We start from the raw sequence: 23,435 nt of genomic DNA, 5'->3' as shown, positions 1-23,435 counted from the left end.
ATGGAACGCATGGGGGCGGGCGGGCCGACGCACGTGGGGCCGTTCGAGACGGTCGGGGTGCTCGGGCAGGGCGGTATGGGGCGGGTGCTGCTGTGCGCAGGGCCCGACGGGCGGCTCGTGGCCGTCAAGCAGGTGCTGGCGCACTTCGCCGACGACGAGGCCTTCCGGGCCCGTTTCCGGCGGGAGGTCACCGCTTCGCGCAAGGTGTCCGGGGCGTACACGGCGGCCGTGATCGACGCCGATCCGGACGCGCCGACGCCGTGGCTGGCCTCGGTGTTCGTGGCCGGGCCCTCGCTCGGGGCCGTGGTCAAGGCGGTCGGGGTGCTGCCGGAGGAGGTCGTACGCCGGCTCGCCGCGGGACTGACGTCGGCCCTGGCCGAGATCCATCGGGCCGGGCTCGTGCACCGGGACCTGAAACCGGACAACGTGCTGCTCGCGGAGGACGGGGTCCGCGTCATCGACCTCGGGATCGCGCGGGAGGCGGACGGCGGGGCCGAGGGCGACACCGGGCTGACGCGTACGGGCTGGGTGGTCGGCTCACCCGCGTACATGTCTCCCGAGCAGGCCGAGGGCAAGCCGCTCACGCCGGCCTCCGACGTCTTCTCGCTCGGGTCCGTGCTGGCCATGGCCGCGACGGGCCGCAGCCCCTTCGTCGGGCCCTCCACCCTGCGGACGCTGTACGACGTGGTGCACGCGGAGCCCGACCTGAGTGGTGTCCCGGAGGGGCTGCGCGGTCTGGTCGCGCGGTGCCTGGCGAAGGATCCGCAGGACCGGCCGTCGCCCGCGGAGCTGCGGGAGCTGATCGGTCCGGTGACACCGGCGGGGCGGCAGTGGCCGTCGGCCGTGTACGGGATGGCCGCCGAGCAGCGGGCGAGGATCGAGGGGCTGCTCCGGGGGCGGGACGCGGAGGGCCCCGCGCCGGACTCCGTGACCGGGCCCGCATCGGAGACCCTGCCCCTGCCCCGGGCCGCGGAGCCGTTGCCGAAGGATCCGCCGCAGCGGCCCACCGGAACGTTTCCGCCGCCACAGGACCAGGACCAGGACCAGGGCCGGGACCGGGGCGGGGACCGGCCCCGGTGGGGCGGTCGGCGGCGGGTGGCGGCCCTGGCGGCGGCCGGGGTGCTCCTCGTGGCCGGGACCGGCGTGGTGGCGTACGTACGGGACCGGGCGAACGACCCCGTCGCCTACACGCGCACCCCCACCTGCCCGGAGGTGCGCGGGCGGATGCCCCTGAAGAATCCCGCGCCGTCGCTCGACACGCGCTCCCAGGAGGGCTGGGGCGTACGGACGGGCTGCACCTGGAACGGCAACGCGTCCACCGGTGCACCCCGCGCGCTGGTGCGCTGGGAGCTGAGCCTCGGCGGGGACACGACGGCCGACGCGGGCGCCCAGCGCGGCCGGTTCCGGGTGGACGCGGCCGAGCGGACGGCGGCCGACGTGGGCTTCGGGACCGAGGCGTACTGGGTGGACCGCGGTGCCGACTGGGCCTGCGGCCTCGCCGTGCGCGAGGGCAACCTCTCCGTCTGGGTCGGCCTGCACAAGGCCTCGTACGAGACGCCGGCCTGCCAGGAGAAGGCCAAGGAGGTCGCCCGGGCAGCCCTGAAGGCGGCGTCGCGCAGCCGCTGATCCGGGCTGCGGAGTGATCCGGCTCACACGTTGTCACAGGATTCGGGGGCGCGGTGTCTCAAGGGCGTACGAGCACACAGGAACCGGCCCGGGAGAGACCATGGACGCGAACGCGCACAGCACGGGGCACACCGAGGGCGCGGCGGGCGCCGCGGGCACCGAGGTCGTCGTGATCGGCGGCGGGTACGCCGGGGTCATGGCGGCCAACCGGCTCACCGCGCGCGAGGGCGTGCACGTGACGCTGGTCAACCCGCGGCCGTCCTTCGTCCACCGGATCCGGCTGCACCAGCTGGTCGGCGGCAGCGACGACGCCGTCGTCGACTACCGCGACGTGCTGGCCGACGGGGTCCGGCTGGTCGTGGACACCGTGACCCGGATCGACGCGGCCGGCCGGGCCGTGAACCTCGCCGTCGGCGGCACGATCGGCTACGACTACCTCGTCTACGCGGTCGGCAGCGGCAGTGCCGACCCCTCGGTGCCGGGCGCGGCCGAGTTCGCCTTTCCGATCGCCTCCCTGGAGGAGGCGCGGCGGCTGAAGCCGGTCCTCGGTGCCGCGGCGCAGGCCGCCCCCGTGACGGTCGTCGGGGCCGGGCCGACCGGGATCGAGACGGCGGCCGAACTCGCCGAGCAGGGGCGCCGGGTCACGCTGGTGTGCGGCGGGGTGCTCGGCCCGTACCTGCACGACCGGGGGCGGCGCGCGGTCGCCAGGCGGATGGCGGCCCTGGACGTGACCGTGCTCGAAGGCGCCGACGCGCGGGTGACGGCCGTGACCCGGGACGCCGTGGAGCTCCGGGACGGCCGCATGCTGCCGAGCGAGGTGACGATCTGGACCGCCGGCTTCGGCGTGCCGGACCTGGCGGCGTACAGCGGGCTGACCACCGACGCCCTGGGGCGCCTGCTCACGGACGAGACGCTGACCAGCGTGGACGACGTACGGATCGTCGCGGCCGGGGACTCGGCGGCGCCGTCGGGCCTGCCGCCGCGGATGAGCTGCCAGGCGGCGATGCCGCTGGGCGCCCGGGCCGCGGACACGGTCCTCAGCCGGATCGCGGGGGAGCGGCCGGAGACCCTGAACACCGTGTTCGCGGGTCAGTGCATCAGCCTGGGGCGGCAGCGCGGCATCTTCCAGTTCGCGCACAGGAACGACGTCGCCCTGTGGTTCCACGTGGCCGGGCGGCCGGGCGCGAAGCTCAAGGAGTTCGTGTGCGCCGGGGTGGTCAAGCACCTGGCCGACGAGGCGCGCGAGCCGGGCTCGTACCGTCTGCACCGGGTGTCGGGCGGCGGGGTGCGCCAGAACCGGCTGCGGCAGGCCGGAATCGTCGGTGGGCCCGGCGCCCCGGCCGCGGCCCCCGCCACCGGTCCGGCGGCCTAGGAACCATGAGGACGAGGGGACTCGCAGTGGAAGCGCACGACCCGGCGACCGATTCCTTCGTCGCCCACCGGAACCTGCTCTTCACCGTCGCGTACGAGATGCTCGGTTCGGCGGCCGACGCGGAGGACGTCCTCCAGGAAACCTGGCTGCGCTGGGTGAAGGTGGACCTGGCGGAGGTGGCCGACCCGCGGGCGTACCTGGTGCGGATCACGACCCGGCAGGCCCTGAACCGGCTGCGCACCGCGAGCCGGCGGCGCGAGGCGTACGTCGGGCCCTGGCTGCCCGAGCCGCTGCTCACCGCGCCGGACGTGGCCGAGGACGTCGAGCTGGCGGAGAGCGTGTCGATGGCGATGATGCTCGTCCTCGAAACGCTGTCGCCGACCGAGCGCGCCGTGTTCGTGCTCCGGGAGGCCTTCGACGTCGGCTACGAGGAGATCGCGGCCGCCGTCGGCAAGACACCCGCCGCCGTCCGGCAGATCGCGCACCGCGCGCGCCGTCACGTGGACGCGCGCCGCCCCCGGGCGGCGGTGTCCCCGGGGCAGACGCGGGCGGTCATGGAGTCCTTCCGGCTCGCCCTGGAGACGGGCGACCTCCAGGGGCTCCTCGACGTCCTCGCGCCCGAGACGGTCCTGCTGACCGACGGCGGGGGCCTGCGCAAGGCCGCGGTGCGGCCGATCGTCACCGCCGACAAGGTGGCCCGTTTCGTCGCCGGCCGCCTGGCCGTGCGCGGGGGCACGATGGCGTTCACGCTCACCACGGCGAACGGCAGTCCGGCGCTGCTCGTGCACCGGGAGGGCGAGCTCGACGGCGTCATCGCGATCAGCGTGGAGGACGACCGCATCACGGGCCTCTACTACGTCCGCAACCCGGAGAAACTGACCCGCGTCGCGTCCGAGACCCCGCTGACCCGCGCATGAGCCCGCGCGGGAACGTCAGAGGTGTTCGAAGAAGCGGGTCCACCACGTGGCGCGGCCCGCGTGGACGCCGTAGCCGAGGAAGGTGTCGCCGTCGTCGGTGAGGCGGGTCACGCCGTCGTAGCGCCGGTGGAGGAGCCGTTGGGGGACCAGCGTGCAGCCGAGATCGGACAGGGCGGCCTCGACCCGGCCGCGGTCGGCCTCGGACAGGGCCCCGTCCCGCACGGCGTGGGCCAGGTCGTCGTGGTCGGCGGGCCCCGGCGTGGTGACCACGGCCAGGCCGCCGAAATTGCTCAGCCGCACGCAGAGGAGCACTCCCGCCTCGGTCGCCTCGGCCGGTACGGCGACGGAGAAGTAGGAGGCGGCGTCCTGCGCCCCGCCGAGGAGGCACGGCCCGATGTCCTCGCCGAGGCGGGTCAGCAGCGCCGTCGCCCGTTCCTCGGCCGCGTCGTGGTCGAAACCGTCGGGGAACTCCAGGTGGTCCGGTCCGGGCAGCCGGTCCAGGGCGTGGAACAGGGCCACGAACTGGTCGTCGTTCATGTCCCCCACCCTACGAGGGGCCGGACGGGGGGTCCCCGGGCGTCGATCCGGCCCGCGCGGGCTCCGCGGCACCTGAGCCGGGCCGGCGCGGTGCGTTCCGCGAGAACGGGCTTCTTCTGACCTTCCGTCAGATTGGAACGTGTTCTAGTCTGCCGCGCATGGGCATCGGAATCACGCAAGAACAGCGGGAGTTGGCCGAGGCGGTGCGCGGGTGGGCCGCGCGGACCGTGCCGCCCGAGGACGTGCGCAAGCTCCTCGACACCCCGCCGCGCACCGGGGTGCGGCCCGCCTACTGGGACGCGCTCGCGGACTCCGGGTTGCTGGATCCCCACCTGGACGGCGGCACCCTGCTCGACCTGGCCGTCGTCGTCGAGGAGGCCGCCCGGGCCGCGCTGCCCGGCGCCTACCTGCCGAGCGCGCTGGCCTCCGTACTGCTGCAGCGCGCCGGCGCCGAACCCCTCGCCGGGCGGGTCGGCGCGGTCGCCCTCGGCCCCGGCACCCTCACCGCCGTCCCCGTCGAGGGCGGCGGCCACCTGCTCGACGGCGAGGCCCCGCCCGTCCTCGGCGCCGGCGAGGCCGACCTCGTCCTGCTCGCCGCCGAGGCCGCGCACGGCATCCGATGGTTCGCCGTGGACGCCGCGGCCCTCGACATCCGCCCGCACGAAAGCGCCGACCCGACCCGGCCGACCGCCGAGGTCCGGGCCCGTGGGACGGCCGTGGCCGCCGACCGGCTGCTCGACCTGGACGCGGCCCTCGTCCGCGACCTGGCCTGCACCCTCTTCGCCGCCGACGCCTGCGGTACCGCCGCCTGGGCCCTGCACACCGCCACCGCGCACGCCAAGGTCCGCGAACAGTTCGGCCGGCCCATCGGACGGTTCCAGGCGGTCAAGCACCTGTGCGCCGACATGCTCGTCCGGCTCGAACAGGCCCGGGCCCTCGCCTGGGACGCCGCCCAGGCCATGGACGAACCGCCCGGCGTCCGCTCCCTCGTCGCCGCGCTCGCCGCCGGCACCGCCCTGGACGCCGCCTACACCTGCGCCAAGGACTGCATCCAGATCCTCGGCGGGATCGGCTTCACCTGGGAGCACGACGCCCACATCCACCTCCGGCGGGCGCTCGTCGCCCGCCAGCTCCTCGGCCCCGGCGACGGCCACCGGCTGCGGGCCGTGCACTGCGCGGCGGCCGGAGCCCGGCGCGAACTGCGCCTGGAACTGCCGCCCGAGGCCGAGACCCACCGCGCCAGGGCCAGGGCCGCCATCGCGGACGCCCGCGGCCTCGACCCGGCCGCCGCCCGGCGGGCCCTCGCCCCCACCGGCTACGCGGCCCCCTACCTCCCGGCCCCCCACGGCCTCGGCGCCGGCCCCGTCGAGCAGCTCGTCGTGCAGCAGGAACTCGCCGCGGCGGGCGTCCGCCTCGCCGACCTCGGGATCGCCACCTGGGTCGTGCCCTCGCTGCTCGCCTACGGGACGCAGGCGCAGCGCGACGCCTACGCACTCCCCACCCTGCGCGGGGACATCACCTGGTGCCAGCTCTTCTCCGAGCCGGACGCGGGCTCCGACCTGGCCTCCCTGCGCACCCGGGCCGAGCGGGCGGCCGACGGCTCCTGGGTGGTCAACGGGCAGAAGGTGTGGACGAGTTCCGCGCACAGCGCCGACTTCGGCATCCTGCTCGCCCGGACCGACCCGGACGCCCCCAAGCACAAGGGGCTCGGCTACTTCGTCGTCGACATGAGGAACACCTCCGGCATCGACGTCCGCCCGCTCAAGGAGATCACCGGCGAGGCCCTCTTCAACGAGGTCTGGTTCGACGACGTGCGCCTGCCCGCCGACGCGCTGGTCGGCGCCGCCGACGAAGGCTGGAAGGTCGCCCGCAACACCCTCGGGAACGAACGCGTCCACATGGCCGACCAGATGACCTTCGACACCGGCCTGGAAGCGCTCCTGGCGCGCGCCGCCGGACTCGACGACACCCACCGGGCCCGGATCGGCGCCCTCGCCGCCGAGGCCCACGCCCTGGCCTGCATCGCCCTGCGCACCACCCTCCAGCAGGTCTCGGGCCTCGAACCGGGCGCGGGCGCCTCGGTGCGCAAACTCGTCCAGACCCCGCACCAGCAGCGGACCGCCGAGCTCGCGCTCGAACTGCTGGGGCCGGCGGGAGCCGTGTGCGAAGGAGCGGGGGAGCGGGCGGTGCACGGGATGCTCATGTCCCGCTGCCTGACCATCGCCGGGGGCACCACACAGGTCCAGCTCAACGTCGTCGCCGAGCGGATCCTCGGCCTTCCGCGGGACTGAAGGGACACCAGGGCATGAGCAGGGGCATGAAGTCGTACATCGTGGGCGTGGGCATGACCAAGTTCGAGAAGCCCGAGTCGCGGGACTGGCAGTACTGGGACATGGCGAAGGAGGCCGGGTCCGCGGCGCTCGCGGACGCGGGCGTGGACTACGGGCTGGTGCAGCAGGTGCCGGTCGGGTACTGCTTCCAGGCGTCCACGGCCGGCCAGCGCGCGGCGTACGAACTCGGGCTGAGCGGGGTGCCGGTCTACAACGTCAACAACAACTGCGCGACGGGATCGACGGCGCTGATGCTGGCGCGGCAGTTCGTGGAGGGCGGGCTGAGCGACTGCGTGCTGGCGCTGGGCTTCGAGAAGATGAAGCGCGGCGCGCTGGGCGGGGGCGCCGACGGTGGGGCCCGCGGCGGAGCCGCTGATGAATCCTTCAAGACGTCACCGGTGGCCCGGCACTACGGGATCATGGCCGCGGGCCACGGCTTCGAGATGTCCCCGCCCACGGCGCAGATCTTCGGCAACGCGGCGCGGGAGCACATGGAGCGCCACGGGACCACGCCCGCGCAGCTGGCGGCGGTCGGCGCGAAGAACCACCGGCACTCGGCGAACAACCCGAACGCGCAGTTCCAGGACGTGTACTCGGTGGAGGAGATCCTCGCGGCGAAGGAGATCCACGCACCGCTGACGAAACTCCAGTGCTCGCCTACCTCGGACGGCGCGGCGGCGGCGCTGGTGGTGTCGGAGCGGTTCCTCGTCGCGCACGGCCTGCACGACAAGGCGGTGGAGATCGTCGGGCAGGCGATGGCGACGGACACGCAGGAGTCCTTCGCGTCGGGATCCTGCATCGACGTGGTCGGCAAGCCGATGAGCGCGGCGGCGGCCCGGCAGGCGTACGAGGCGTCCGGGCTGGGCATCGAGGACGTGGACGTGGTGGAGCTGCACGACTGCTTCTCGATCAACGAGCTGCTGACGTACGAGGCGCTGGGCATGTGCGAGGACGGGGCCGCGGGCAAGCTGGTGGAGAGCGGCGCGACGACGTACGGGGGCCGGTGGGTGGTGAACCCCTCCGGCGGGCTCATCTCCAAGGGCCACCCGCTCGGCGCGACGGGGCTGGCGCAGGCGGCGGAGCTGGTGTGGCAGCTGCGGGGCGAGGCGGGCGCCCGGCAGGTCGCGGGAGCCCGCGTCGGCCTCGCGCACAACATCGGCCTGGGCGGCGCGGCGGTGGTGACCCTGCTGCGCCGCTGACCATCCGGCCCGGGCCCGGCCCCGGCCCTCGCGTCGCCCTATGCGGTCCCGGGCTTTCGTGCGACCGGTTTCAGTTCGCAGACGCCGTCCGTGCACTCGCGGCGGAGCCGGCCGCGGGAGACGGTCTCGGCCAGGCCGATCGCCCAGCACATCGGGCAGCCGCGCAGCGCGACCACGCCGACCGGGGCGAGGAGCAGGGTGGCCGGGCCGAACACCGGGAGGAGGGCGAAGGCCGCGATCAGCGAGCCGAAGCCCACCGCGCCGCGGGCCAGGTGGCGCGGTACGGACGCGCTCGCGAAGCCGGACCCGGCGCGGGACCCGGAGCGGGATCCGGCGCCGGACCGGGATCCGGCGTGGTTGTCCCACCCCGGGCGGTCCGCGGGGACGGGGTCGAGGACCGTGGTGCGTTCAGTGACGGGCATGGTCGCCTCCCGGCGCGTGGTCGAAGGGGCCGTGCAGGCTGTGCCGGAGGGCCGTACGGGCGCGGTGGAGCCGCGACTTCATCGCGGCCGTGCTCAGGCCGAGCGCGTCGGCGGTCGCCCGCCCGCTGTGGCCCTGGAGGTCCCGCATCACCAGGACGCGCCGCTGGTCGGCCGGGAGTCCGGCGATCGCCTCCGCCACCCGCCCCGCCTCCAGCCTCCTCAGCACCTCGTCCTCGGCGGACATCACCGCGGTGTCGGGGAGCTCCGCGCGCTCGCGCTCGCGCGGCGCCAGCCGGGCCCGGCGCAGGCATTCGTTGCGGACGATGCGGAACATCCACGAGGCCAGGGCCCCGGTGGCCCGGAGCATGCCGATCTTCCGGTACAGGATGATCAGCGCCTCCTGCGCCGCGTCCTCGGCGTCCTCGGTCGAGGCGCACAGCGAGTGCGCGAAGCGCCGTACGTTCGGATGCGATCCGGCGACCAGCGCGGTGAGCGAGTCGAGGTCGCCGGCCTGCGCGGCGACGATCAGGGCGTCGTCGGGCCAGTTCCGCTCAGCCACGGGCCCGGCCCCGCTTGCGCAGTACGGTGACGGTGCAGGCGCACAGCAGGACGGCGGCGCCGGCGACGACGAGGGCAGTGATCACGTCAGACCTCCAGTTCGGGTGCCGACCTCGGTGTCGGTCACGTACACAGGAGGCGGGGGCACCCCGAAAGGATTCACCCCAGGGCGGGATCGACCACCGTCTCGCCCGTCGAAGCGCGGCGGACGGCGTCCGCCAGCTCCTCGACGGGGCCGTCGCGCAGCACCAGCCCCGCCGCGCCGGCGGCGAGGACGGAGGCCGCCAGGCCCGGATGGGCCGAGCCGGTCAGGACCAGGACCCGGCACTCCGGGTCGTCCGCGAGCAGGGCCGTCACCGTGCCGGGATCCTCCACGAGCGCGACCGCCGGGCGGGCCATGAGGTCCCATACGACCTCGATGTCGGGCTGGAGGCCGAGCTGCAGCGCCAGGGCCGGATTCGGCGGGTCCAGCAGCACCCGCAGGGCGCGGCCCCGGCGGTGTTCCACGGGCATTTCGTCCACCCGGAAAGCCTATCTGACGTGAAGTCAGGAGTCTTCCCAAGTGAGGGGGCGTGCGTTATACATTCCCTCACCGGCCGACCCTAGAACGCGTTCTAGAACCGGCCCGCAGACGACCTCGGTGCGGCCGACGGTGCGGACGGTCGCGCCGAGGTCTTCCAGGGCAGCGATTTTCCCGACCTTCCGACGACAGGGAGCCGCATCCACATGCCGATCGATGCCGCAAGGGCCCTCGCCGCCGACCCCCGACCGGGGGAGATCGGCTGGGACCACAAGGACATCCAGCTCTACCACCTCGGCCTCGGCGCGGGCCTGCCGGCCACCGACCCCGACGAACTGCGCTACACCCTCGAATCCAGGCTGCACGTCCTGCCCAGCTTCGCGACCGTCGCCGGGGCCGGCATGGCCATGCTCGGCGGCCTCGGCCAGCCCGGCATCGAGGTCGACCTCGCGAACGTCCTGCACGGCGGCCACTCCATCGAGCTGCACCGGCCCATCCCGGTCAAGGGGCGGGCCACCTCCAGCTCCCGGGTCGCCGCCGTCTACGACAAGGGCAAGGCCGCCGTCGTCGTGCTGCGCTCCGAGGTCGCGGACGCCGACGGGCCGCTGTGGACCAGCGACGCGCAGATCTTCATCCGGGGCGAGGGAGGCTTCGGCGGCGAGCGCGGCCCCTCCGTCCGGGAGGAGCTGCCCGAGCGGGCGCCCGACCGGGTCGAGGAGCGCCGCATCCGCGAGGAACAGGCCCTGCTGTACCGCCTCTCCGGCGACTGGAACCCGCTGCACGCCGACCCCGAGTTCGCCAAGCTGGCCGGCTTCGAGCAGCCGATCCTGCACGGCCTGTGCTCGTACGGCATGACCCTCAAGGCCGTCGTGGACACCGCCCTCGGCGGGGACGTCTCCCGGGTCCGCGCCTACCGGACGCGCTTCGCCGGGATCGTCTTCCCGGGCGAGACCCTGCGCATCCGGATGTGGCAGGAGCCCGGCCGCGTCCTGGTGTCGGTGACCGCCGTCGAACGCGACGACGCGCCGGTCCTCGCCGACACCGTCGTCGACCACGCGTGACACCCCCCTTCTCCCGGACAGCACCGACAGGAGCCGCACCGTGCGCGCAGCACTGCAGAGCGAGATCGGCCAGGACAAGCTGGAAGTCGTCGACGACATGGAGGCCGTGGGCTTCGGCCCCGGCAAGGTGCGGATCCGGATCAAGGCCACCGGCCTGTGCCACTCCGACCTGTCCGCGATGAGCGGCGTACTGCCCCAGCCCGCCCCCTTCGTCCCGGGCCACGAGGGATCCGGAGTGATCACCGACATCGGCGACGGCGTCACCGGCCACGCGATCGGCGACCGGGTCCTGGTCTGCTGGCTGCCGCCGTGCGGCCGCTGTCCCTCCTGCCGGCGCGGCCAGGGCCACCTGTGCCTGGAGGCCTTCGGGAACGTCGCCACCCCCAACTTCCGGCGCGGTACCGGCGACATCTTCGGCTTCGCCGGCACCGGCACCTTCTCCGAGGAGATGGTGGTCCCGGCCGCCTGCGCCGTCCCCATCCCCGACGAGCTGCCCTTCGACATCGCGGCCCTGATCGGCTGCGGCGTCACCACCGGCATCGGGGCCGCCGTCAACACCGCCCGTGTGGAGGCCGGTTCCTCCGTCGCCGTCATCGGCTGCGGCGGCGTGGGCATCTCCGTGATCCAGGGCGCCAAGGTGCAGGGCGCGGCCCAGATCGTCGCCGTCGACCCGGTGGCCTCGCGCCGCGAGGCGGCCCTGCGCTTCGGCGCCACCGAGGCGGTCTCCCCGGAGGAGTTCGCCGACGCCAAGAACCGGATCACCTCAGGGGAGGGATTCGACTACGTCTTCGAGGTCGTCGGCAGGTCCGCGACCGTGCAGAAGGCCTACGAGATGACCCGGCGCGGCGGCTCGGTCGTGGTGGTCGGGGCGGGCGCCCTCGACGACAACTTCCAGATCAACATGTTCTCGCTGTTCTTCGACGAGAAGAAGATCCTGCCGTCCATGTACGGCGGCGGCGACGTGCTCCGCTCCTACGAGCGCACCATCGAGCTCTGGCGGGCCGGCCGGATCGACCTGGCGAACCTGATCACGCACCGGGTGGGCCTCGCCGAGGTCAACGACGCCCTGGACCAGATGCGCACGGGCGTCGCCCTGCGCACGTGCATCGAACTCTGACCCGACTCCGAGGGGAACCGTACGGATGTCACTGCCACTTGAGGGGCTCAGCGCCGTCGTCACGGGCGCGGGCCGCGGGCTCGGCCGGGCCGAGGCGATCGAGCTGGCCCGGCTCGGCGCGAGCGTGGTCGTCAACGACTTCGGCCAGCCCGGCCGGGACGGCTCCGGGGAGGCCTCCGCGGCCCCCGCACAGGAGGTGGCCGAGGAGATCCGGGCCGCGGGCGGGCAGGCCGTGGCGCACCTCGGCGACGTGGCCGACTTCGAGCAGGCCCGCGAGCTGGTCGGGCTGGCCGTCGCCACCTTCGGCAAGCTCGACGTCCTGGTCAACAACGCCGGCATCCTCCGCGACCGGATGATCTTCTCGATGTCGGAGGAGGAATGGGACTCGGTCATCCGGGTCCACCTCAAGGGCCACTTCAACACCACCCACTTCGCGTCCGCGCACTGGCGGGAACGGTCCAAGGCGGCCGGCGGCCCCGTCTACGGCCGGATCGTCAACACCTCCTCCGAGGCCTTCCTCGGCGGCTCGGCCGGCCAGCCGAACTACGCGGCGGCGAAGGGCGGCATCGTGGGCCTGACCACGTCCACCGCCCTGGCCCTCGCCAAGTACGGGGTGACCGCCAACGCGATCTGCCCGCGCGCCCGGACCCGGATGACGGAGGACGTCTTCGCCGGCTTCGAGCTCCCCGAGGAGGGCCGCCTCGACCCCCTCGCACCCGAGCACGTGGCCCCGCTCGTCGGCTACCTGGCCTCACCCGCGTCGGCCCGGGCCAACGGGCAGCTGTTCGTCGTCCACGGCGGCATCGTCGTCGTCATGGACCGCCCGAAGGTCGCCGCCAAGTTCGACACCGGCAAGGAGGCCTTCTCCTACGAGGAGCTCGACGAGGTCCTGACCGCCCACTACGCGACCCGGCCCGCGAACGAGACCTTCGCGGCCACGGAGGTGCTCGGGCTCAAGCACGCCTGAGCACCGGGCACCCGCCGGGCACCACCGCGCCCGGACCGATCCCGCCGCCCCGCACCCCCTCCGCTACCGCCCCGCCAGCGGGGCCTGCTGGAGGGGCACCGGGCGGGGGGCCGCCGGTCCGGGCGCGGCCGCGGCCGCGGGCCCTGGATCCAGCCGCACCGGCGCCGGAGGGGCGGCCGGCAGGCTCAGGCCGACGATCCCGCAGGGCACCTCCGCCGTCGCGTACGGAAGGTGCAGGCGGCCGTCCGCGCTCCACAGCCCGCCGCCGGCCAGCCAGCCCGCCGGAGCGGCGACACGGAAGACGTGCCGGTCGGCGGGCCGCCACAGGCCGATGCCGCCCTCGGGCATCCACAGCGCCACCCCGCAGGTCTCCGGCATCAGGGCCTGCCCGGGCTGCACCGCGAACGGACGCGCCTCCGCGGGCCGCAGGCACTCCGGGAAGCGGACCGGGAGCGAACTCCCGAGCACCCCCCAGCCCAGGCGCGGTTCACCCGGAGCGTCGGAGCGGATCAGCAGCAGCCCGCTGTCCGGGTCCGCCAGCAGCAGCCGGTCCTCGCTGTCCTCGGTGATCTGCAGCAGCGGGGTGACCTCGCCGCCGCGGCCCAGGTCCACGGCCACGGCCTTGGCGGTGCCGTCCAGCTCACGGTCCAGGGACAGCAGCCGGCCCGTCCGGTCCAGCCAGACACCGCCCGAGCAGCGTCCCGGGATCGTCACGATCCGCTGCGGCCCGAACGCGCAGCCGGCCACCTGCCACAGCATGGTCGAGGTCTCACCCGCCGCCAGGGCGTAGGCGCCGCACCCGTCCGGGGACGGCGGCAGCAGGGTGACCCGTACGCCCTCCTCCGCGTCCACCGCGCCCAGCTGGAGCTCCCCGGTGCGCGGCCCGGCCGCGGCACCCGTCGGGTACAGCAGCGCGAAGGCGTGGCGGTCCGCGACCCGCCGGTGGATCAGCACCCGCCCGTCCGCGAGGGGCAGCACCTCGCTGTCGCCGTCCTCGGGCTGCGCGAGGGGCAGCGGAACCGCGTACGGCTCCGGTCCGGCGAGGGTCCAGCGTTCCGCGTAACGCGCCTCGCCCTCCCCGGCGAGCCGGGCGGCGTACGACCCGTCCGCGGAGATCGTGAACGGGGCCGTGGTCGTCATCTCGATGGCACAGACAGTCATCCGGGCCGTCACCTCCGGGGAGGAAGCTAGTTTTCGGGCCTGCGCCGAACAACACGACCAACCCGGCTTCACACGTAAGGGTGTCCGCCCGGCGATTCGCCCCTGAGCGGCGCGGCGACTGTGCTGCGCCGCGGCGGCGGGCCCCCGGCCCGGGCCCGGGCTGACGGGGCCGCCACCAGCGGACGGTAGCCTTGGCCCGTGCCCCGTCTCTCTGAAGTCATCGCCGCGCTGGACGTTCTCTGGCCCCCCTCGCGGGCCGAGAAGTGGGACGCGGTCGGAACCGTCTGCGGCGACCCCGACGCCGAGATCACCCGGGTCCTCTTCGCCGTCGACCCCGTCCAGGAGATCGCCGACGAGGCGGTCGAACTGGGCGCCGACCTGATCATCACCCACCACCCCCTCTACCTGCGGGGGACCACCACCGTCGAGGCCGGCACCTTCAAGGGCCGCGTCGTGCACACGCTGATCAGGAACGACATCGCGCTGCACGTCGCCCACACCAACGCCGACACCGCCGATCCCGGCGTCTCCGACGCCCTCGCCGGCGCCCTGGACCTGCGCATCACCGGCCCGCTCGTGCCCGATCCGAGCGACCCCGAGGGCCGCCGCGGCCTCGGCCGGATCTGCGAACTGGACCGCCCCGAGACCCTGCGCGAGTTCGCCGCCCGGTGCGCCGCCTGGCTGCCGCCGACCGCCCAGGGCATCCGCGTCGCCGGCGACCCGGACGCGCTGATCCGCCGCGTCGCCGTCAGCGGCGGCTCCGGCGACAGCCTCTTCGCCGAGGTCCGCGCCGCCGGCGTGGACGCCTTCGTCACCTCCGACCTGCGCCACCACCCGGTGTCCGAGGCCCGCGAGCAGAGCCCGCTCGCCCTCGTCGACGCCGCCCACTGGGCGACCGAGTGGCCCTGGTGCGAACAGGCCGCCGCGCAGCTCGACGCCATCTCCGAGCGCCACGGCTGGGGTCTGCGCACCCACGTCTCGCGCACGGTCACCGACCCCTGGACGGTGCACGCGCCGTCCGTCACCACCCCTTCTATCTCTGGAGCCCCCAACTGAACGCCGAGCCCGCCGACCAGATCCGACTTCTCGACGTCCAGGCACTGGACGTCCGGCTGTCTCAGCTCGCCCACAAGCGCAAGTCGCTGCCCGAGCACGCCGAGCTCGACTCCCTCACCAAGGACCTGAGCCAGCAGCGCGACCTGCTCGTCGCCGCGCAGACCCAGGCGAGCGACACGGCCCGCGAGCAGACCAAGGCGGAGCAGGACGTCGACCAGGTGCGCCAGCGCGCGGTCCGCGACCAGCAGCGGCTCGACTCCGGCGTGGGCATCTCGGCCCGGGACCTGGCGAACCTGCAGAGCGAGGTGGTCTCCCTCGCCAAGCGCCAGGGCGACCTGGAGGACGTGGTCCTGGAGGTCATGGAGCGTCTGGAGGCCGCCCAGGAGCGCGTCTCCGAGCTCACCGGACGCGTCTCCGGCCTGGAGACCAAGACCGCCGACGCCACCGAGCGCCGCGACGCGGCCACCGCCGAGATCGACGCCGAGGTCGCCAAGGTCACCAAGGACCGCGAGGTGATCGTCACCTCGATGCCCGCCGACCTGATGGCCCTGTACGAGAAGATCCGCGTCAAGCAGGGCGGCGTCGGCGCCGCCCGCCTCTACCAGCGCCGCTGCGAGGGCTGCCGCCTGGAGCTCGACATGGCCGAGGTCAACGAGATCAAGGCCGCGGCCCGCGACCAGGTCGTCCGCCACGAGAACTGCGGCCGCATCCTCGTCCGTACGGCCGACTCGGGCATCTGATGCCGCGCTTCGTCGTGGAGGCGGACGGCGGGTCCCGGGGCAACCCCGGGCCCGCCGGGTACGGCGCGGTCGTCCTCGATCCGGCCACCGGCGAGACGCTGGCCGAGCGCGCCGAGTACATCGGCGTCGCGACGAACAACGTGGCCGAGTACAAGGGCCTGATCGCCGGGCTCACGGCGGCCCGTGACCTCGCGCCGGACGCGGTCGTCCTGGTCCGGATGGACTCCAAGCTCGTCGTCGAGCAGATGTCCGGCCGCTGGAAGATCAAGCACCCCGACATGAAGCCGCTCGCCGCCGAGGCCGCGCGGATCCTGCCGCGCGCCCAGGTGACGTACGAGTGGATCCCGCGCGAGCGCAACAAGCACGCCGACCGGCTCGCCAACGAGGCGATGGACGCGGGCAAGCGCGGCGCGCAGTGGGAGCCGTCGGCCTCCACCGCCGCCCTCGACACGTCCGCGGCCCGGTCGCTGTCCACCCCGCCGCCGTCCGGCCCGCCCGGGGACGCCACCGCGGGCGCCGCGGCGGCCCGCGCAGCCCTGGCCGCGTCCCGCGGCACCGGCACGCCGTTCCCGGCGCCGGAGGCCGCCGCCGAGGACGCACCGGTCCCGTCGGCGGAACCCGACCGGGCCGCCGCCCCCGCGGCGGGGCAGGGCTGGGGCCCCGACATGGGCGCACCCGCCACCTTCGTGCTGCTGCGCCACGGCGAGACCGCGCTCACCCCGCAGAAGCGGTTCTCCGGCAGCGGCGGCAGCGACCCCGAACTGTCCCCGGCCGGCCGCCGCCAGGCCGCCGCCGTGGCCGAGGCGCTGGCCGCGCGCGGCACGATCCAGACGGTCGTCAGCTCCCCGCTGCGCCGCTGCCGGGAGACCGCCGCGGCCGTCGCCGACCGCCTCGGCCTCGCCGTGACCGTCGAAGAGGGCCTGCGCGAGGTGGACTTCGGCGCCTGGGAGGGGCTGACCTTCGGTGAGGTCCAGGAGCGCTTCCCGGACGACCTGAAGGCGTGGCTCGACTCCCCGAAGGCGGCGCCCACCGGCGGCGGCGAGAGCTTCATGGCGGCCACCCGCCGGATCTCGGCGACCCGCGACCGGCTGCTGGCCGCCCACGCGGGCCGCACGGTCCTGCTGGTCACCCACGTGACCCCGGTCAAGATCCTGGTCCGCCTCGCCCTCGGGGCACCGCCGGAATCCCTGTTCCGCATGGAACTCTCGGCGGCCTCCCTCTCGGCGGTGTCCTACTACGCCGACGGCAACGCCTCGCTCCGCCTCCTGAACGACACGTCCCACCTGCGGTAGGCCCCGCCGGGCCGGGTTCCCGGGGCGGAGCTCCGGACCCCGCGCCTCAAACGCCGGCGGGGCCGGAAGGCGGCGGATCGGGATCCGGGTGTCGCGGAGGCCCCTCCGCGGGGCCGGCGAGGGGTGTCTCCTCGGCTCGGCGCACGCGGGGCGTCACGGCGGTACCCGGTGGTCGCGCCTCGTCCTGCGGGTACACCCCTCACCGTCCCCGCTCCGTACCGTCGGAGCCCGCCGTGGGGCGGGGACACGGCGGAGCGTCCCCGCAGGACGAGGCGCGACCACCGCCCGACAACCGGGACATGCCCGCGCGCGCCGAGCCGAGGAGATGCTCCGGCGGGGCACCGGCCCACACCTCGCGAAGCCGCCGGGCGTCGATGAAGCCTCGCCGGCGATTGAGGCGCGGGGTCCGGGGCGGAGCTCCGGGAGCCGGGTCCGGCCCCGCGGTAGACCCCGCCACCCCGAACGGGAGTGGAAGCGGCAGACGAGTCGGCCTGTACGCCGGGTTCTGTCGCCCGGAGACCTCGCGGTCGCCGGGGAGACGGCCATCCATCTAGGACCGGCGTTGCCGCCGGCCTCGTGCGGTCTACCCGCGAACTCGGGCGGGCAGCCCTCAAGCGTTCGCGCAGACCCGTCCGGGGACGGATCCTCTTGACCTTGCTCCAGGTGGGGTTTACCTAGCCGCCTGGGTCACCCCAGGCGCTGGTGGTCTCTTACACCACCGTTTCACCCTTACCGAGGGCCGAAGCCCCCGGCGGTCTGTTTTCTGTGGCACTGTCCCGCGGGTCACCCCGGGTGGGCGTTACCCACCACCCTGCCCTGTGGAGCCCGGACGTTCCTCGGCGGGATCCGGAGATCCCGACGCGGCCGCCCGGCCGACTCGTCTGCCGTGGCGACCATGCTACCGGCTGTGCCGCCGCCCCTTGACCTTGCCGCAACGGCAGGGTTTCTACTGGTGGGCATGCGGATCGGAGAGATCGCCGCGGTCGTCGGGGTCACCACCCGGGCGATCCGGCACTACCACCATGTCGGGCTGCTCCCGGAGCCGGAGCGGCGCCCCAACGGCTACCGGGCCTACACCGTCCGGGACGCCGTCCTGCTGGCCCGCGTACGGCGGCTCACCGAGCTGGGGCTCAGCCTCGACGAGGTGCGCGACGTGCTCGCGGACGACGCCGGGCGCGACCTGGCCGACGTACTGGAGGAGCTGGACGCCGACCTCGCCCGGCAGGAGGCCGCGATCAAGGAGCGGCGGCGTCGGCTCGGCGTGCTCCTGGCCGCGGACCCCGGGGAGGGCGAGCCGATCTCGCCCGCGCTCGCCGCGCTCCTGGCGAAGGCGCCGCACACCACCTCCCCGGCCGCGGCGAAGGACCGCGAGCACCTGACGCTCCTCGACGCCACGGGCGTCGGCGGCGAGGAGGTCTACGCCGCGCTCGGGCCGCTGGCCGCCGACCCCGCCGTGCTGGCCCTGTACGAGCGGCTGGACGAACTCGCCGACGCCGCCGAGGACGACCCGCGGATCCCGGGACTGGCGGCGGAGCTGGTGGCAGCGGTCCCCGACGAGGTGTTCGCCGCGGTCCCCCGGGACGGGGCGGTCGTGTCCGGCTTCAAGGAGGCGCTGCTCGCCGAGTACGCCCCCGCGCAGGCGGAGGTCGTCCGCCTGGTCATGGAGGCCTTCATCGAGAGGGGGCGGGGATGACCCGCACGGTACGGGCCGCCCGGATCGCGGTGGCCGCGGTCCTGCCGGCGGAGCTGGCGCTCGTGGTGTGCGTGGCCGCCGGGGTACGGCTGCCCGCGCCCGCCCTGGCCGCCGCCGAGGTCCTGGTGCTCGGGGTGCTGCTGCTGGAGGCGTGGGTGCTGTACCGGCTGTACGCCGCCGCCCGGGCGGCCGGCGAGGCCCCCCGGGCCGCCCGGCGGACGGCGGCGCACGCCGTGGTCCCGGTCCAGGTGCGGCGGCTGTTGCGGCACGAGCTGAAGGCCGGGGTCTCCCTCGGGTGGTGGGCGCTGCGCCGTACGCACGGGGTGCGCCCCGGGGACCTGGCAGCCGCCTACACCGGACCGCAGACGGCGGTGATGTACGGGATGGTCTTCGTGTCGGTCGTCGAGACCGTCGCCCTGGCCTTCCTGATCCCCTGGCCCGCGGTCCACCGGGTGGTGCTGGTCCTGGACGTCTACGGGATCCTGCTGGTGCTCGCCCTGCACGCGGCCTGCGTCAGCCGCCCGCACGTGGTCCGCCCGGACGGCTCGCTGAGGATCCGCTACGGAGCCCTCTTCGACCTCGCCGTCCCGCCGGACGCGGTGGCGTCGGTACGGGTGGAGCGCCGCTATCCCGAAGGACGGCTGGTCACGCTCTCCGAGGACGGGGTGCTCGACCTGATCGTCGGCAGCCAGACCACGGTGACGCTGGAGCTGAACCGGGAGCTGGACTTCACCCGCCCGCTCGGGGCCCGGGGGCGGGCGCGGACGGTGCGCTTCCACGCCGACGACCCGCGCGCCGTGGTCACGGCGCTGCGCCGGACGGCCGGCTGCCCGTAGGGGTGTCAGGCCGGGGCGAAGAGGATCTTCGCGGTGCCGGGGTCCGCCTCGGTCAGGCGGACCCGGATGCGCTCGCCGAGGGGAAGGTCTCCGGCGTCCGACCGGATCCGGCCGACGACCGCCGGGTCCTCCAGGTGGACCGTGCCCACCCGGGGTTCCCGCTCCTTCACGTCGATGACGGTGGCCTCGAAGGTCTCCCCGACGCGGTCCCCGAGCACGGCCGCCTCGACGAGGTCCACCGACTCGCGTTCGACCGCGTTCGCCAGCCGGCTGCCCCCGGCCATCCGCCCGGGCAGCGCGGCGAGGCCGGCCGACGTCCACTCCGGGGGTTCGGTGCCCGCGGCCGCCGCCACGCACAGCTCGCCGCAGTACCGGTCGACGAGCCGACGCAGCGGCGCGGTGCAGTGGGCGTACGGGGCCGCCACCGCCGCGTGGATCGCCGGGTCGGGGACGTCTCCGCCGAAGAAGACGGTGTAGCCGGCGCCGCGCAGCAGGGCCGTGCACTCCTGGAGGAAGGCGGCGTGGGCGGACCGGTGCGGGTCGAGGGAGCGGACCAGTTCGGCGTACGGGACGTGGTGCGGCCAGTCGATCCGCAGGGCCTTCGCGGTCCGCCGCAGCCGGCCGACGGCGCCGTCGGGAGCGGTGGGCAGGGTGCGCAGGACGCCCGTGCCGGTGGCGAGCATCAAATCTGCGGCGGCCATGCCGGTCATCAGGGAGATCTGGGCGTTCCAGCCGTCGGCGGGCAGCGGGGCGCGGTAGGCGAGGCGGTAGGCGCCGTCGTGCTCGACGACCTCCTGCTCGGGGACGTCGAGGGAGATCCCGCCGCGTTCGCGCTCCAGGGCCTCGCGGAGCCGGCCGACGTCGGCGAGCAGGGCGAGGGGTTCCTCGGCGGTGCCGTTGTCGACGGCCTTCTGCACGCCGTCGTAGTCCAGCTTGGCGCGGCTGCGGACGAGGGCGCGCCGGACGTCGGTGGTCTCGACCCGGCCGTCGGTGTCGAGGTCGAACCGCCACACGAGGGCCGGCCGGTCCTGGCCGGGCAGCAGGCTGGCGGCGCCCTCCGAGAGCACGGGCGGGTGGAGCGGGACCCTGCCGTCGGGGAAGTAGAGGGTGGTGACGCGCCGGTGGGCCTCCGCGTCGAGGGCGCCGCCGGGGGTGACGAAGGCGGCGACGTCGGCGATGGCGTAGTGGACGCGGTAGCCGCCGCGGGGCCGCCGGGCCAGGTGCAGGGCCTGGTCGAGGTCGACGGAGGAGGGCGGGTCGATCGTGAAGAAGGGGACGGCGGTGTCGTCGGCGTCCGGGAGGCGGGGGCGGGCGGCGGCGTTCTCGGCCTCGGCGAGCACCTCGGCCGGGAAGGCGGCCGGCACGTCCAGGTCCGTCCGCAGGGCGCGCAGCGCGGCCCGCAGGGCGGCTCCGTCCGCGCCGGTGATGTGCATCTGACGCCGTGGCATGGACCGAGCCTATGGGCGGTGGGCCCGGACGGCGCGGCGAGCCGTCTACCCTGGCCGGGGGGCCGCACCCCTCGCGCCGTGACGTATTGAAGGAGAACCACCGTGCTCGTGCTGCTGCCGCCGTCCGAGGGAAAGGCCGCCGGCGGCTCCGGCGCACCGCTGGAGCCCGGGGCGCTGTCGCTGCCCGGTCTGGCGCAGGCCCGGGCGACGGTCCTGGAGGAGCTGGTCGAGCTGTGCGCGGGGGACGAGCTCAAGGCCCGTGAGGTGCTGGGGCTGAGCGAGGGGCTGCGGGGCGAGGTCGCGAAGAACGCCGGCCTGCGCACGGCGGGCGCCCGCCCGGCGGGGGAGATCTACACGGGGGTCCTCTACGACGCTCTGGACCTGGCCGGGCTGCCCGTTGCGGCGCGGGCGGCCGCGGAGGCGTCGCTGCTGGTCTTCTCGGGGCTGTGGGGTGCGGTGCGGATCACCGACCGGATCCCTTCGTACCGCTGCTCGATGGGCGTGAAGCTGCCGGCGCTGGGTGCGCTGGGCGCGTACTGGCGCGCGCCGATGGCGGAGGTGATGCCCGCGGCGGCCGGGGACGGGCTGGTGCTGGACCTGCGTTCGGCGGCGTACGCGACGGCGTGGAAGCCCAAGGGCGAGGTGGCGGGCCGGACCGCGACCGTGCGGGTGCTGCACGCGCAGGTGGTGGACGGCGTCGAGAAGCGTTCGGTGGTCAGCCACTTCAACAAGGCGACGAAGGGCCGGCTGGTGCGGGACCTGCTGGTGGCGGGCGCGGAGCCGGCGGGACCGGCGGAGCTGGTGACGGCCCTGCGGGACCTGGGGCACGTCGTCGAGGCGGAGGCGCCCGCGCGGGCGGGCCGGGCCTGGTCGCTGGACGTGGTCGTGACGCAGATCCACCACTGATCCACCACGGGGGCGGATCCGCCCCCGTGGGGCGGTGGCCGGGGGAGCGGCCCCCGGCCACGCGGTCAGTGACGGCCGAGGGGCCAGGCGACCGCGGCCGGGTCCTGGTCCGTGGAGTCGGCGTACTGGGCGCAGGCGTCGGTGAGGGTTTCGAGGAGGGTGAGCGGGTCCGGGAGGGGGTGCTCCATGCCGCGGATCCACTTCACGCCGTGGTCACCGGGGAGGGCGGCGGGCGGGACCAGGACGTAGCTGCCGCGGCAGTGCCAGCGCAGGCCGGGGTGTTCGTCCATCGTCTCGGGGTGGCAGTCCAGGGCGCAGGGCCACCATTCGTCCTCGTCCTCGGGGGTGCCGCGGGTCGCGGTGAAGAAGAGCATCCGGGCCTGGTCGCCGGTGCCGCCCGATTCGGCGACGGGGCCGACCTTGATGCCGGCGAGGAGGAGGCGGTCGAGGGCGTCGGTGCCGGCTTCCAGCGGGACGTCGAGCACGTCGTGGACCATGCCGGTCGCGGTGATGAAGTTGGCCTGGGGCTGGTTGCGGGCCCACCGCTCGATCTGGGCGCGGTCGGTGGTCGACTGGGTCTGCCATGCGAAGGAGACCGGATGTCGGGCCGGGGTCGGACAGCCGATGCGGTCGCACGAACACCGGTAGCCGGCGGGATGTGCGGCGGGGGCCAGGGGGAGGCCGGCGGCGGCGACGGCCAGGAGGAGCGCTTCGCGCTCGCGTGCGGGGTCCTCGGCGGCGGGTTTCTGCCGCCGGCGCAGCCACTGGGAAATCCTGCTCTGCTCGCCGCGTTCGACGCGGCCGGACTCAGACCCCATCTATCCCCTCACCTCACCGTTGCCCCGGCAGACCTTCACATGGTCCCACCATCCTGAGCCCCGGGTGACCGCTCTCGACGGGCGGGGGGCCGGGGATGGGTGGGTCGAAACCACACCATAGCCACAGAATCAGGGCAAACCTTTGCGGGTGAACGCCGGTTGTCCGGCGCCTAGCGGGCGGTGACGTTTGCCACCCCGCCGAGCACCCGGTCCACCAGTGCGTCGGTGTACGCGTGGGTCAGCGGTGCGGTCCGCAGGAGCCAGCGGTACGTCAGCGGGCCGAGGAGCATCTCGACGGTCAGCCGCAGGTCCGTGTCGGGTGCGAGCTGGCCGGCCTCGCGGGCGGTGCGCAGGCGCTCCTCGTACAGGGCGAGCTGCGGTTCCAGCAGCTTCTCGGTGAAGCGGGCGCCCAGCTCGGGGTCGGTGGCGCCGGCCGCCGTCAGGGCGCGCGCGGGTGCCTCGTACTTCTCGTCGTTGAACTCGTCGACGGTGGCCCGCAGCACGTGCTTGAGGTCGGCGGCCAGGTCCCCGGTGTCGGGGAAGCCCGCCCACTCGGCGGCCGTCTCGGCGTCCCCGGCCAGCGCCAGCGAGGCGTCGAGGAGGACGGCGGCCTTGGAGGGCCACCAGCGGTAGATGGTCTGCTTGCCGACGCCGGCGCGGGCGGCGATGGCCTCGATGGTGAGCTTGTTGTAGCCGACCTCGCCGACCAGGGTGAGGGCGGCGTCGAGGATGGCGCGCCGGGAGCGGTCGCTGCGGCGGGTCGCGTCGGGGGTCTTCGTCATGACCTGAAAATACCAAAGCGAGACGTCTCGTCTCCCTCTCTTCGTCCATGCGGCCTTCCCCGAAACCACCCCATCGG

Annotated in this window: 22 protein-coding genes and 1 other RNA gene; 14 read left to right on the top strand and 9 right to left on the bottom strand. The window is 74.7% G+C overall.

Annotation, left to right across the window (positions count from 1 at the left end; translation table 11 throughout):
* The 3 genes from ACPU2J_RS10670 (at position 1) to ACPU2J_RS10660 (ending at position 3,915) form a co-directional block, all read left to right on the top strand.
* Complete coding sequence (locus ACPU2J_RS10670) at positions 1 to 1,626, top strand: serine/threonine-protein kinase (RefSeq protein ID WP_423833142.1); 1,626 nt, start codon at positions 1 to 3, stop codon at positions 1,624 to 1,626.
* A 100-nt stretch (positions 1,627 to 1,726) separates the two neighbouring features.
* The gene (locus tag ACPU2J_RS10665) at positions 1,727 to 2,998 is read left to right on the top strand and encodes an NAD(P)/FAD-dependent oxidoreductase (protein ID WP_423833141.1); all 1,272 of its coding nucleotides are present in this window, start codon (positions 1,727 to 1,729) and stop codon (positions 2,996 to 2,998) included.
* 5 nt (positions 2,999 to 3,003) lie between these two features.
* A complete protein-coding gene (locus tag ACPU2J_RS10660) occupies positions 3,004 to 3,915 on the top strand; it encodes an RNA polymerase sigma-70 factor (RefSeq protein WP_423833140.1) in 912 nt (303 codons plus the stop codon).
* Between the two features lie 15 nt (positions 3,916 to 3,930).
* Here the strand turns inward: ACPU2J_RS10660 and ACPU2J_RS10655 are convergent, their stop codons facing one another.
* Complete coding sequence (locus ACPU2J_RS10655) at positions 3,931 to 4,452, bottom strand: hypothetical protein (RefSeq protein WP_420080937.1); 522 nt, start codon at positions 4,450 to 4,452, stop codon at positions 3,931 to 3,933.
* A gap of 158 nt (positions 4,453 to 4,610) precedes the next feature.
* On the opposite strand from ACPU2J_RS10655, the gene ACPU2J_RS10650 reads away from it, so the two are divergent.
* Entirely contained in the window at positions 4,611 to 6,743 is a 2,133-nt protein-coding gene (locus ACPU2J_RS10650; protein ID WP_420080938.1) for an acyl-CoA dehydrogenase, read from the top strand.
* Positions 6,744 to 6,769: 26 nt separating this feature from the next.
* Positions 6,770 to 7,981, top strand: coding sequence for a thiolase C-terminal domain-containing protein (locus ACPU2J_RS10645; RefSeq protein ID WP_423834948.1), 1,212 nt, complete (start codon positions 6,770 to 6,772; stop codon positions 7,979 to 7,981).
* Positions 7,982 to 8,019: 38 nt separating this feature from the next.
* Here ACPU2J_RS10645 and ACPU2J_RS10640 read toward each other — a convergent pair whose 3' ends face one another.
* The 3 genes from ACPU2J_RS10640 to ACPU2J_RS10630 form a co-directional block, all read right to left on the bottom strand.
* Positions 8,020 to 8,403: a hypothetical protein gene (locus tag ACPU2J_RS10640; protein WP_423833139.1), complete on the bottom strand. Its 384-nt coding sequence runs from the start codon at positions 8,401 to 8,403 to the stop codon at positions 8,020 to 8,022.
* Positions 8,390 to 8,962, bottom strand: coding sequence for an RNA polymerase sigma factor (locus ACPU2J_RS10635; protein ID WP_420080940.1), 573 nt, complete (start codon positions 8,960 to 8,962; stop codon positions 8,390 to 8,392). Before ACPU2J_RS10635 ends, ACPU2J_RS10640 begins: the two co-directional genes overlap by 14 nt.
* Positions 8,963 to 9,120: 158 nt before the next feature.
* On the bottom strand, positions 9,121 to 9,474 hold the full coding sequence (locus ACPU2J_RS10630) for a DNA-binding response regulator (RefSeq protein ID WP_423834947.1): 354 nt from the start codon (positions 9,472 to 9,474) through the stop codon (positions 9,121 to 9,123).
* Between the two features lie 213 nt (positions 9,475 to 9,687).
* On the opposite strand from ACPU2J_RS10630, the gene ACPU2J_RS10625 reads away from it, so the two are divergent.
* Genes ACPU2J_RS10625 through ACPU2J_RS10615 form a run of 3 tightly spaced genes read left to right on the top strand, consistent with a single transcriptional unit; the run spans position 9,688 to position 12,626 of the window.
* The gene (locus ACPU2J_RS10625; RefSeq protein WP_365493499.1) at positions 9,688 to 10,542 is read left to right on the top strand and encodes a MaoC/PaaZ C-terminal domain-containing protein; all 855 of its coding nucleotides are present in this window, start codon (positions 9,688 to 9,690) and stop codon (positions 10,540 to 10,542) included.
* Positions 10,543 to 10,582: 40 nt separating this feature from the next.
* Positions 10,583 to 11,659, top strand: a complete 1,077-nt coding sequence (locus ACPU2J_RS10620) for a Zn-dependent alcohol dehydrogenase (RefSeq protein WP_365082745.1) — start codon at positions 10,583 to 10,585, stop codon at positions 11,657 to 11,659.
* A gap of 25 nt (positions 11,660 to 11,684) precedes the next feature.
* Positions 11,685 to 12,626, top strand: coding sequence for a 3-oxoacyl-ACP reductase (locus tag ACPU2J_RS10615; protein ID WP_420080942.1), 942 nt, complete (start codon positions 11,685 to 11,687; stop codon positions 12,624 to 12,626).
* Positions 12,627 to 12,689: 63 nt separating this feature from the next.
* Here the strand turns inward: ACPU2J_RS10615 and ACPU2J_RS10610 are convergent, their stop codons facing one another.
* Positions 12,690 to 13,787, bottom strand: a complete 1,098-nt coding sequence (locus ACPU2J_RS10610) for a hypothetical protein (RefSeq protein WP_423833138.1) — start codon at positions 13,785 to 13,787, stop codon at positions 12,690 to 12,692.
* A gap of 198 nt (positions 13,788 to 13,985) precedes the next feature.
* Between ACPU2J_RS10610 and ACPU2J_RS10605 the strand changes: the two genes are divergently transcribed.
* Genes ACPU2J_RS10605 through ACPU2J_RS10595 form a run of 3 tightly spaced genes read left to right on the top strand, consistent with a single transcriptional unit; the run spans position 13,986 to position 16,875 of the window.
* Positions 13,986 to 14,843 carry a Nif3-like dinuclear metal center hexameric protein gene (locus ACPU2J_RS10605; protein ID WP_389075562.1) on the top strand — a complete coding sequence of 286 codons (858 nt, stop codon included), beginning with the start codon at positions 13,986 to 13,988 and terminating at the stop codon, positions 14,841 to 14,843.
* On the top strand, positions 14,840 to 15,583 hold the full coding sequence (locus tag ACPU2J_RS10600; RefSeq protein WP_361598484.1) for a zinc ribbon domain-containing protein: 744 nt from the start codon (positions 14,840 to 14,842) through the stop codon (positions 15,581 to 15,583). Before ACPU2J_RS10605 ends, ACPU2J_RS10600 begins: the two co-directional genes overlap by 4 nt.
* Positions 15,583 to 16,875 carry a bifunctional RNase H/acid phosphatase gene (locus tag ACPU2J_RS10595; RefSeq protein ID WP_420080944.1) on the top strand — a complete coding sequence of 431 codons (1,293 nt, stop codon included), beginning with the start codon at positions 15,583 to 15,585 and terminating at the stop codon, positions 16,873 to 16,875. The genes ACPU2J_RS10600 and ACPU2J_RS10595 overlap by 1 nt, the downstream gene beginning before the upstream one ends.
* A 478-nt stretch (positions 16,876 to 17,353) precedes the next feature.
* Here ACPU2J_RS10595 and rnpB read toward each other — a convergent pair.
* Positions 17,354 to 17,755: RNase P RNA component class A (gene rnpB / locus ACPU2J_RS10590), an RNA gene on the bottom strand.
* A gap of 78 nt (positions 17,756 to 17,833) precedes the next feature.
* On the opposite strand from rnpB, the gene ACPU2J_RS10585 reads away from it, so the two are divergent.
* Positions 17,834 to 18,568: a MerR family transcriptional regulator gene (locus ACPU2J_RS10585; protein ID WP_423833137.1), complete on the top strand. Its 735-nt coding sequence runs from the start codon at positions 17,834 to 17,836 to the stop codon at positions 18,566 to 18,568.
* Positions 18,565 to 19,404 carry a hypothetical protein gene (locus ACPU2J_RS10580; RefSeq protein WP_423833136.1) on the top strand — a complete coding sequence of 280 codons (840 nt, stop codon included), beginning with the start codon at positions 18,565 to 18,567 and terminating at the stop codon, positions 19,402 to 19,404. Before ACPU2J_RS10585 ends, ACPU2J_RS10580 begins: the two co-directional genes overlap by 4 nt.
* Before the next feature lie 5 nt (positions 19,405 to 19,409).
* Here the strand turns inward: ACPU2J_RS10580 and ACPU2J_RS10575 are convergent, their stop codons facing one another.
* Entirely contained in the window at positions 19,410 to 20,852 is a 1,443-nt protein-coding gene (locus tag ACPU2J_RS10575; protein WP_423833135.1) for an RNB domain-containing ribonuclease, read from the bottom strand.
* Positions 20,853 to 20,954: 102 nt separating this feature from the next.
* On the opposite strand from ACPU2J_RS10575, the gene yaaA reads away from it, so the two are divergent.
* Positions 20,955 to 21,758, top strand: coding sequence for a peroxide stress protein YaaA (gene yaaA / locus ACPU2J_RS10570; protein ID WP_420080948.1), 804 nt, complete (start codon positions 20,955 to 20,957; stop codon positions 21,756 to 21,758).
* A gap of 65 nt (positions 21,759 to 21,823) precedes the next feature.
* Here yaaA and ACPU2J_RS10565 read toward each other — a convergent pair whose 3' ends face one another.
* Together ACPU2J_RS10565 and ACPU2J_RS10560 are read right to left on the bottom strand one after the other, a co-directional pair.
* The gene (locus ACPU2J_RS10565) at positions 21,824 to 22,576 is read right to left on the bottom strand and encodes a bifunctional DNA primase/polymerase (protein ID WP_361598326.1); all 753 of its coding nucleotides are present in this window, start codon (positions 22,574 to 22,576) and stop codon (positions 21,824 to 21,826) included.
* A 170-nt stretch (positions 22,577 to 22,746) separates the two neighbouring features.
* The gene (locus ACPU2J_RS10560) at positions 22,747 to 23,358 is read right to left on the bottom strand and encodes a TetR/AcrR family transcriptional regulator (protein ID WP_365082724.1); all 612 of its coding nucleotides are present in this window, start codon (positions 23,356 to 23,358) and stop codon (positions 22,747 to 22,749) included.
* Positions 23,359 to 23,435: the final 77 nt, after the last annotated feature.

It is taken from the genome of Streptomyces manipurensis (genome assembly GCF_049570255.1).
GTDB lineage: Bacteria > Actinomycetota > Actinomycetes > Streptomycetales > Streptomycetaceae > Streptomyces > Streptomyces manipurensis.
The sequence above is the reverse complement of the archived record's forward strand: the minus strand, read 5'-3'. Positions and strand labels throughout refer to the sequence as shown.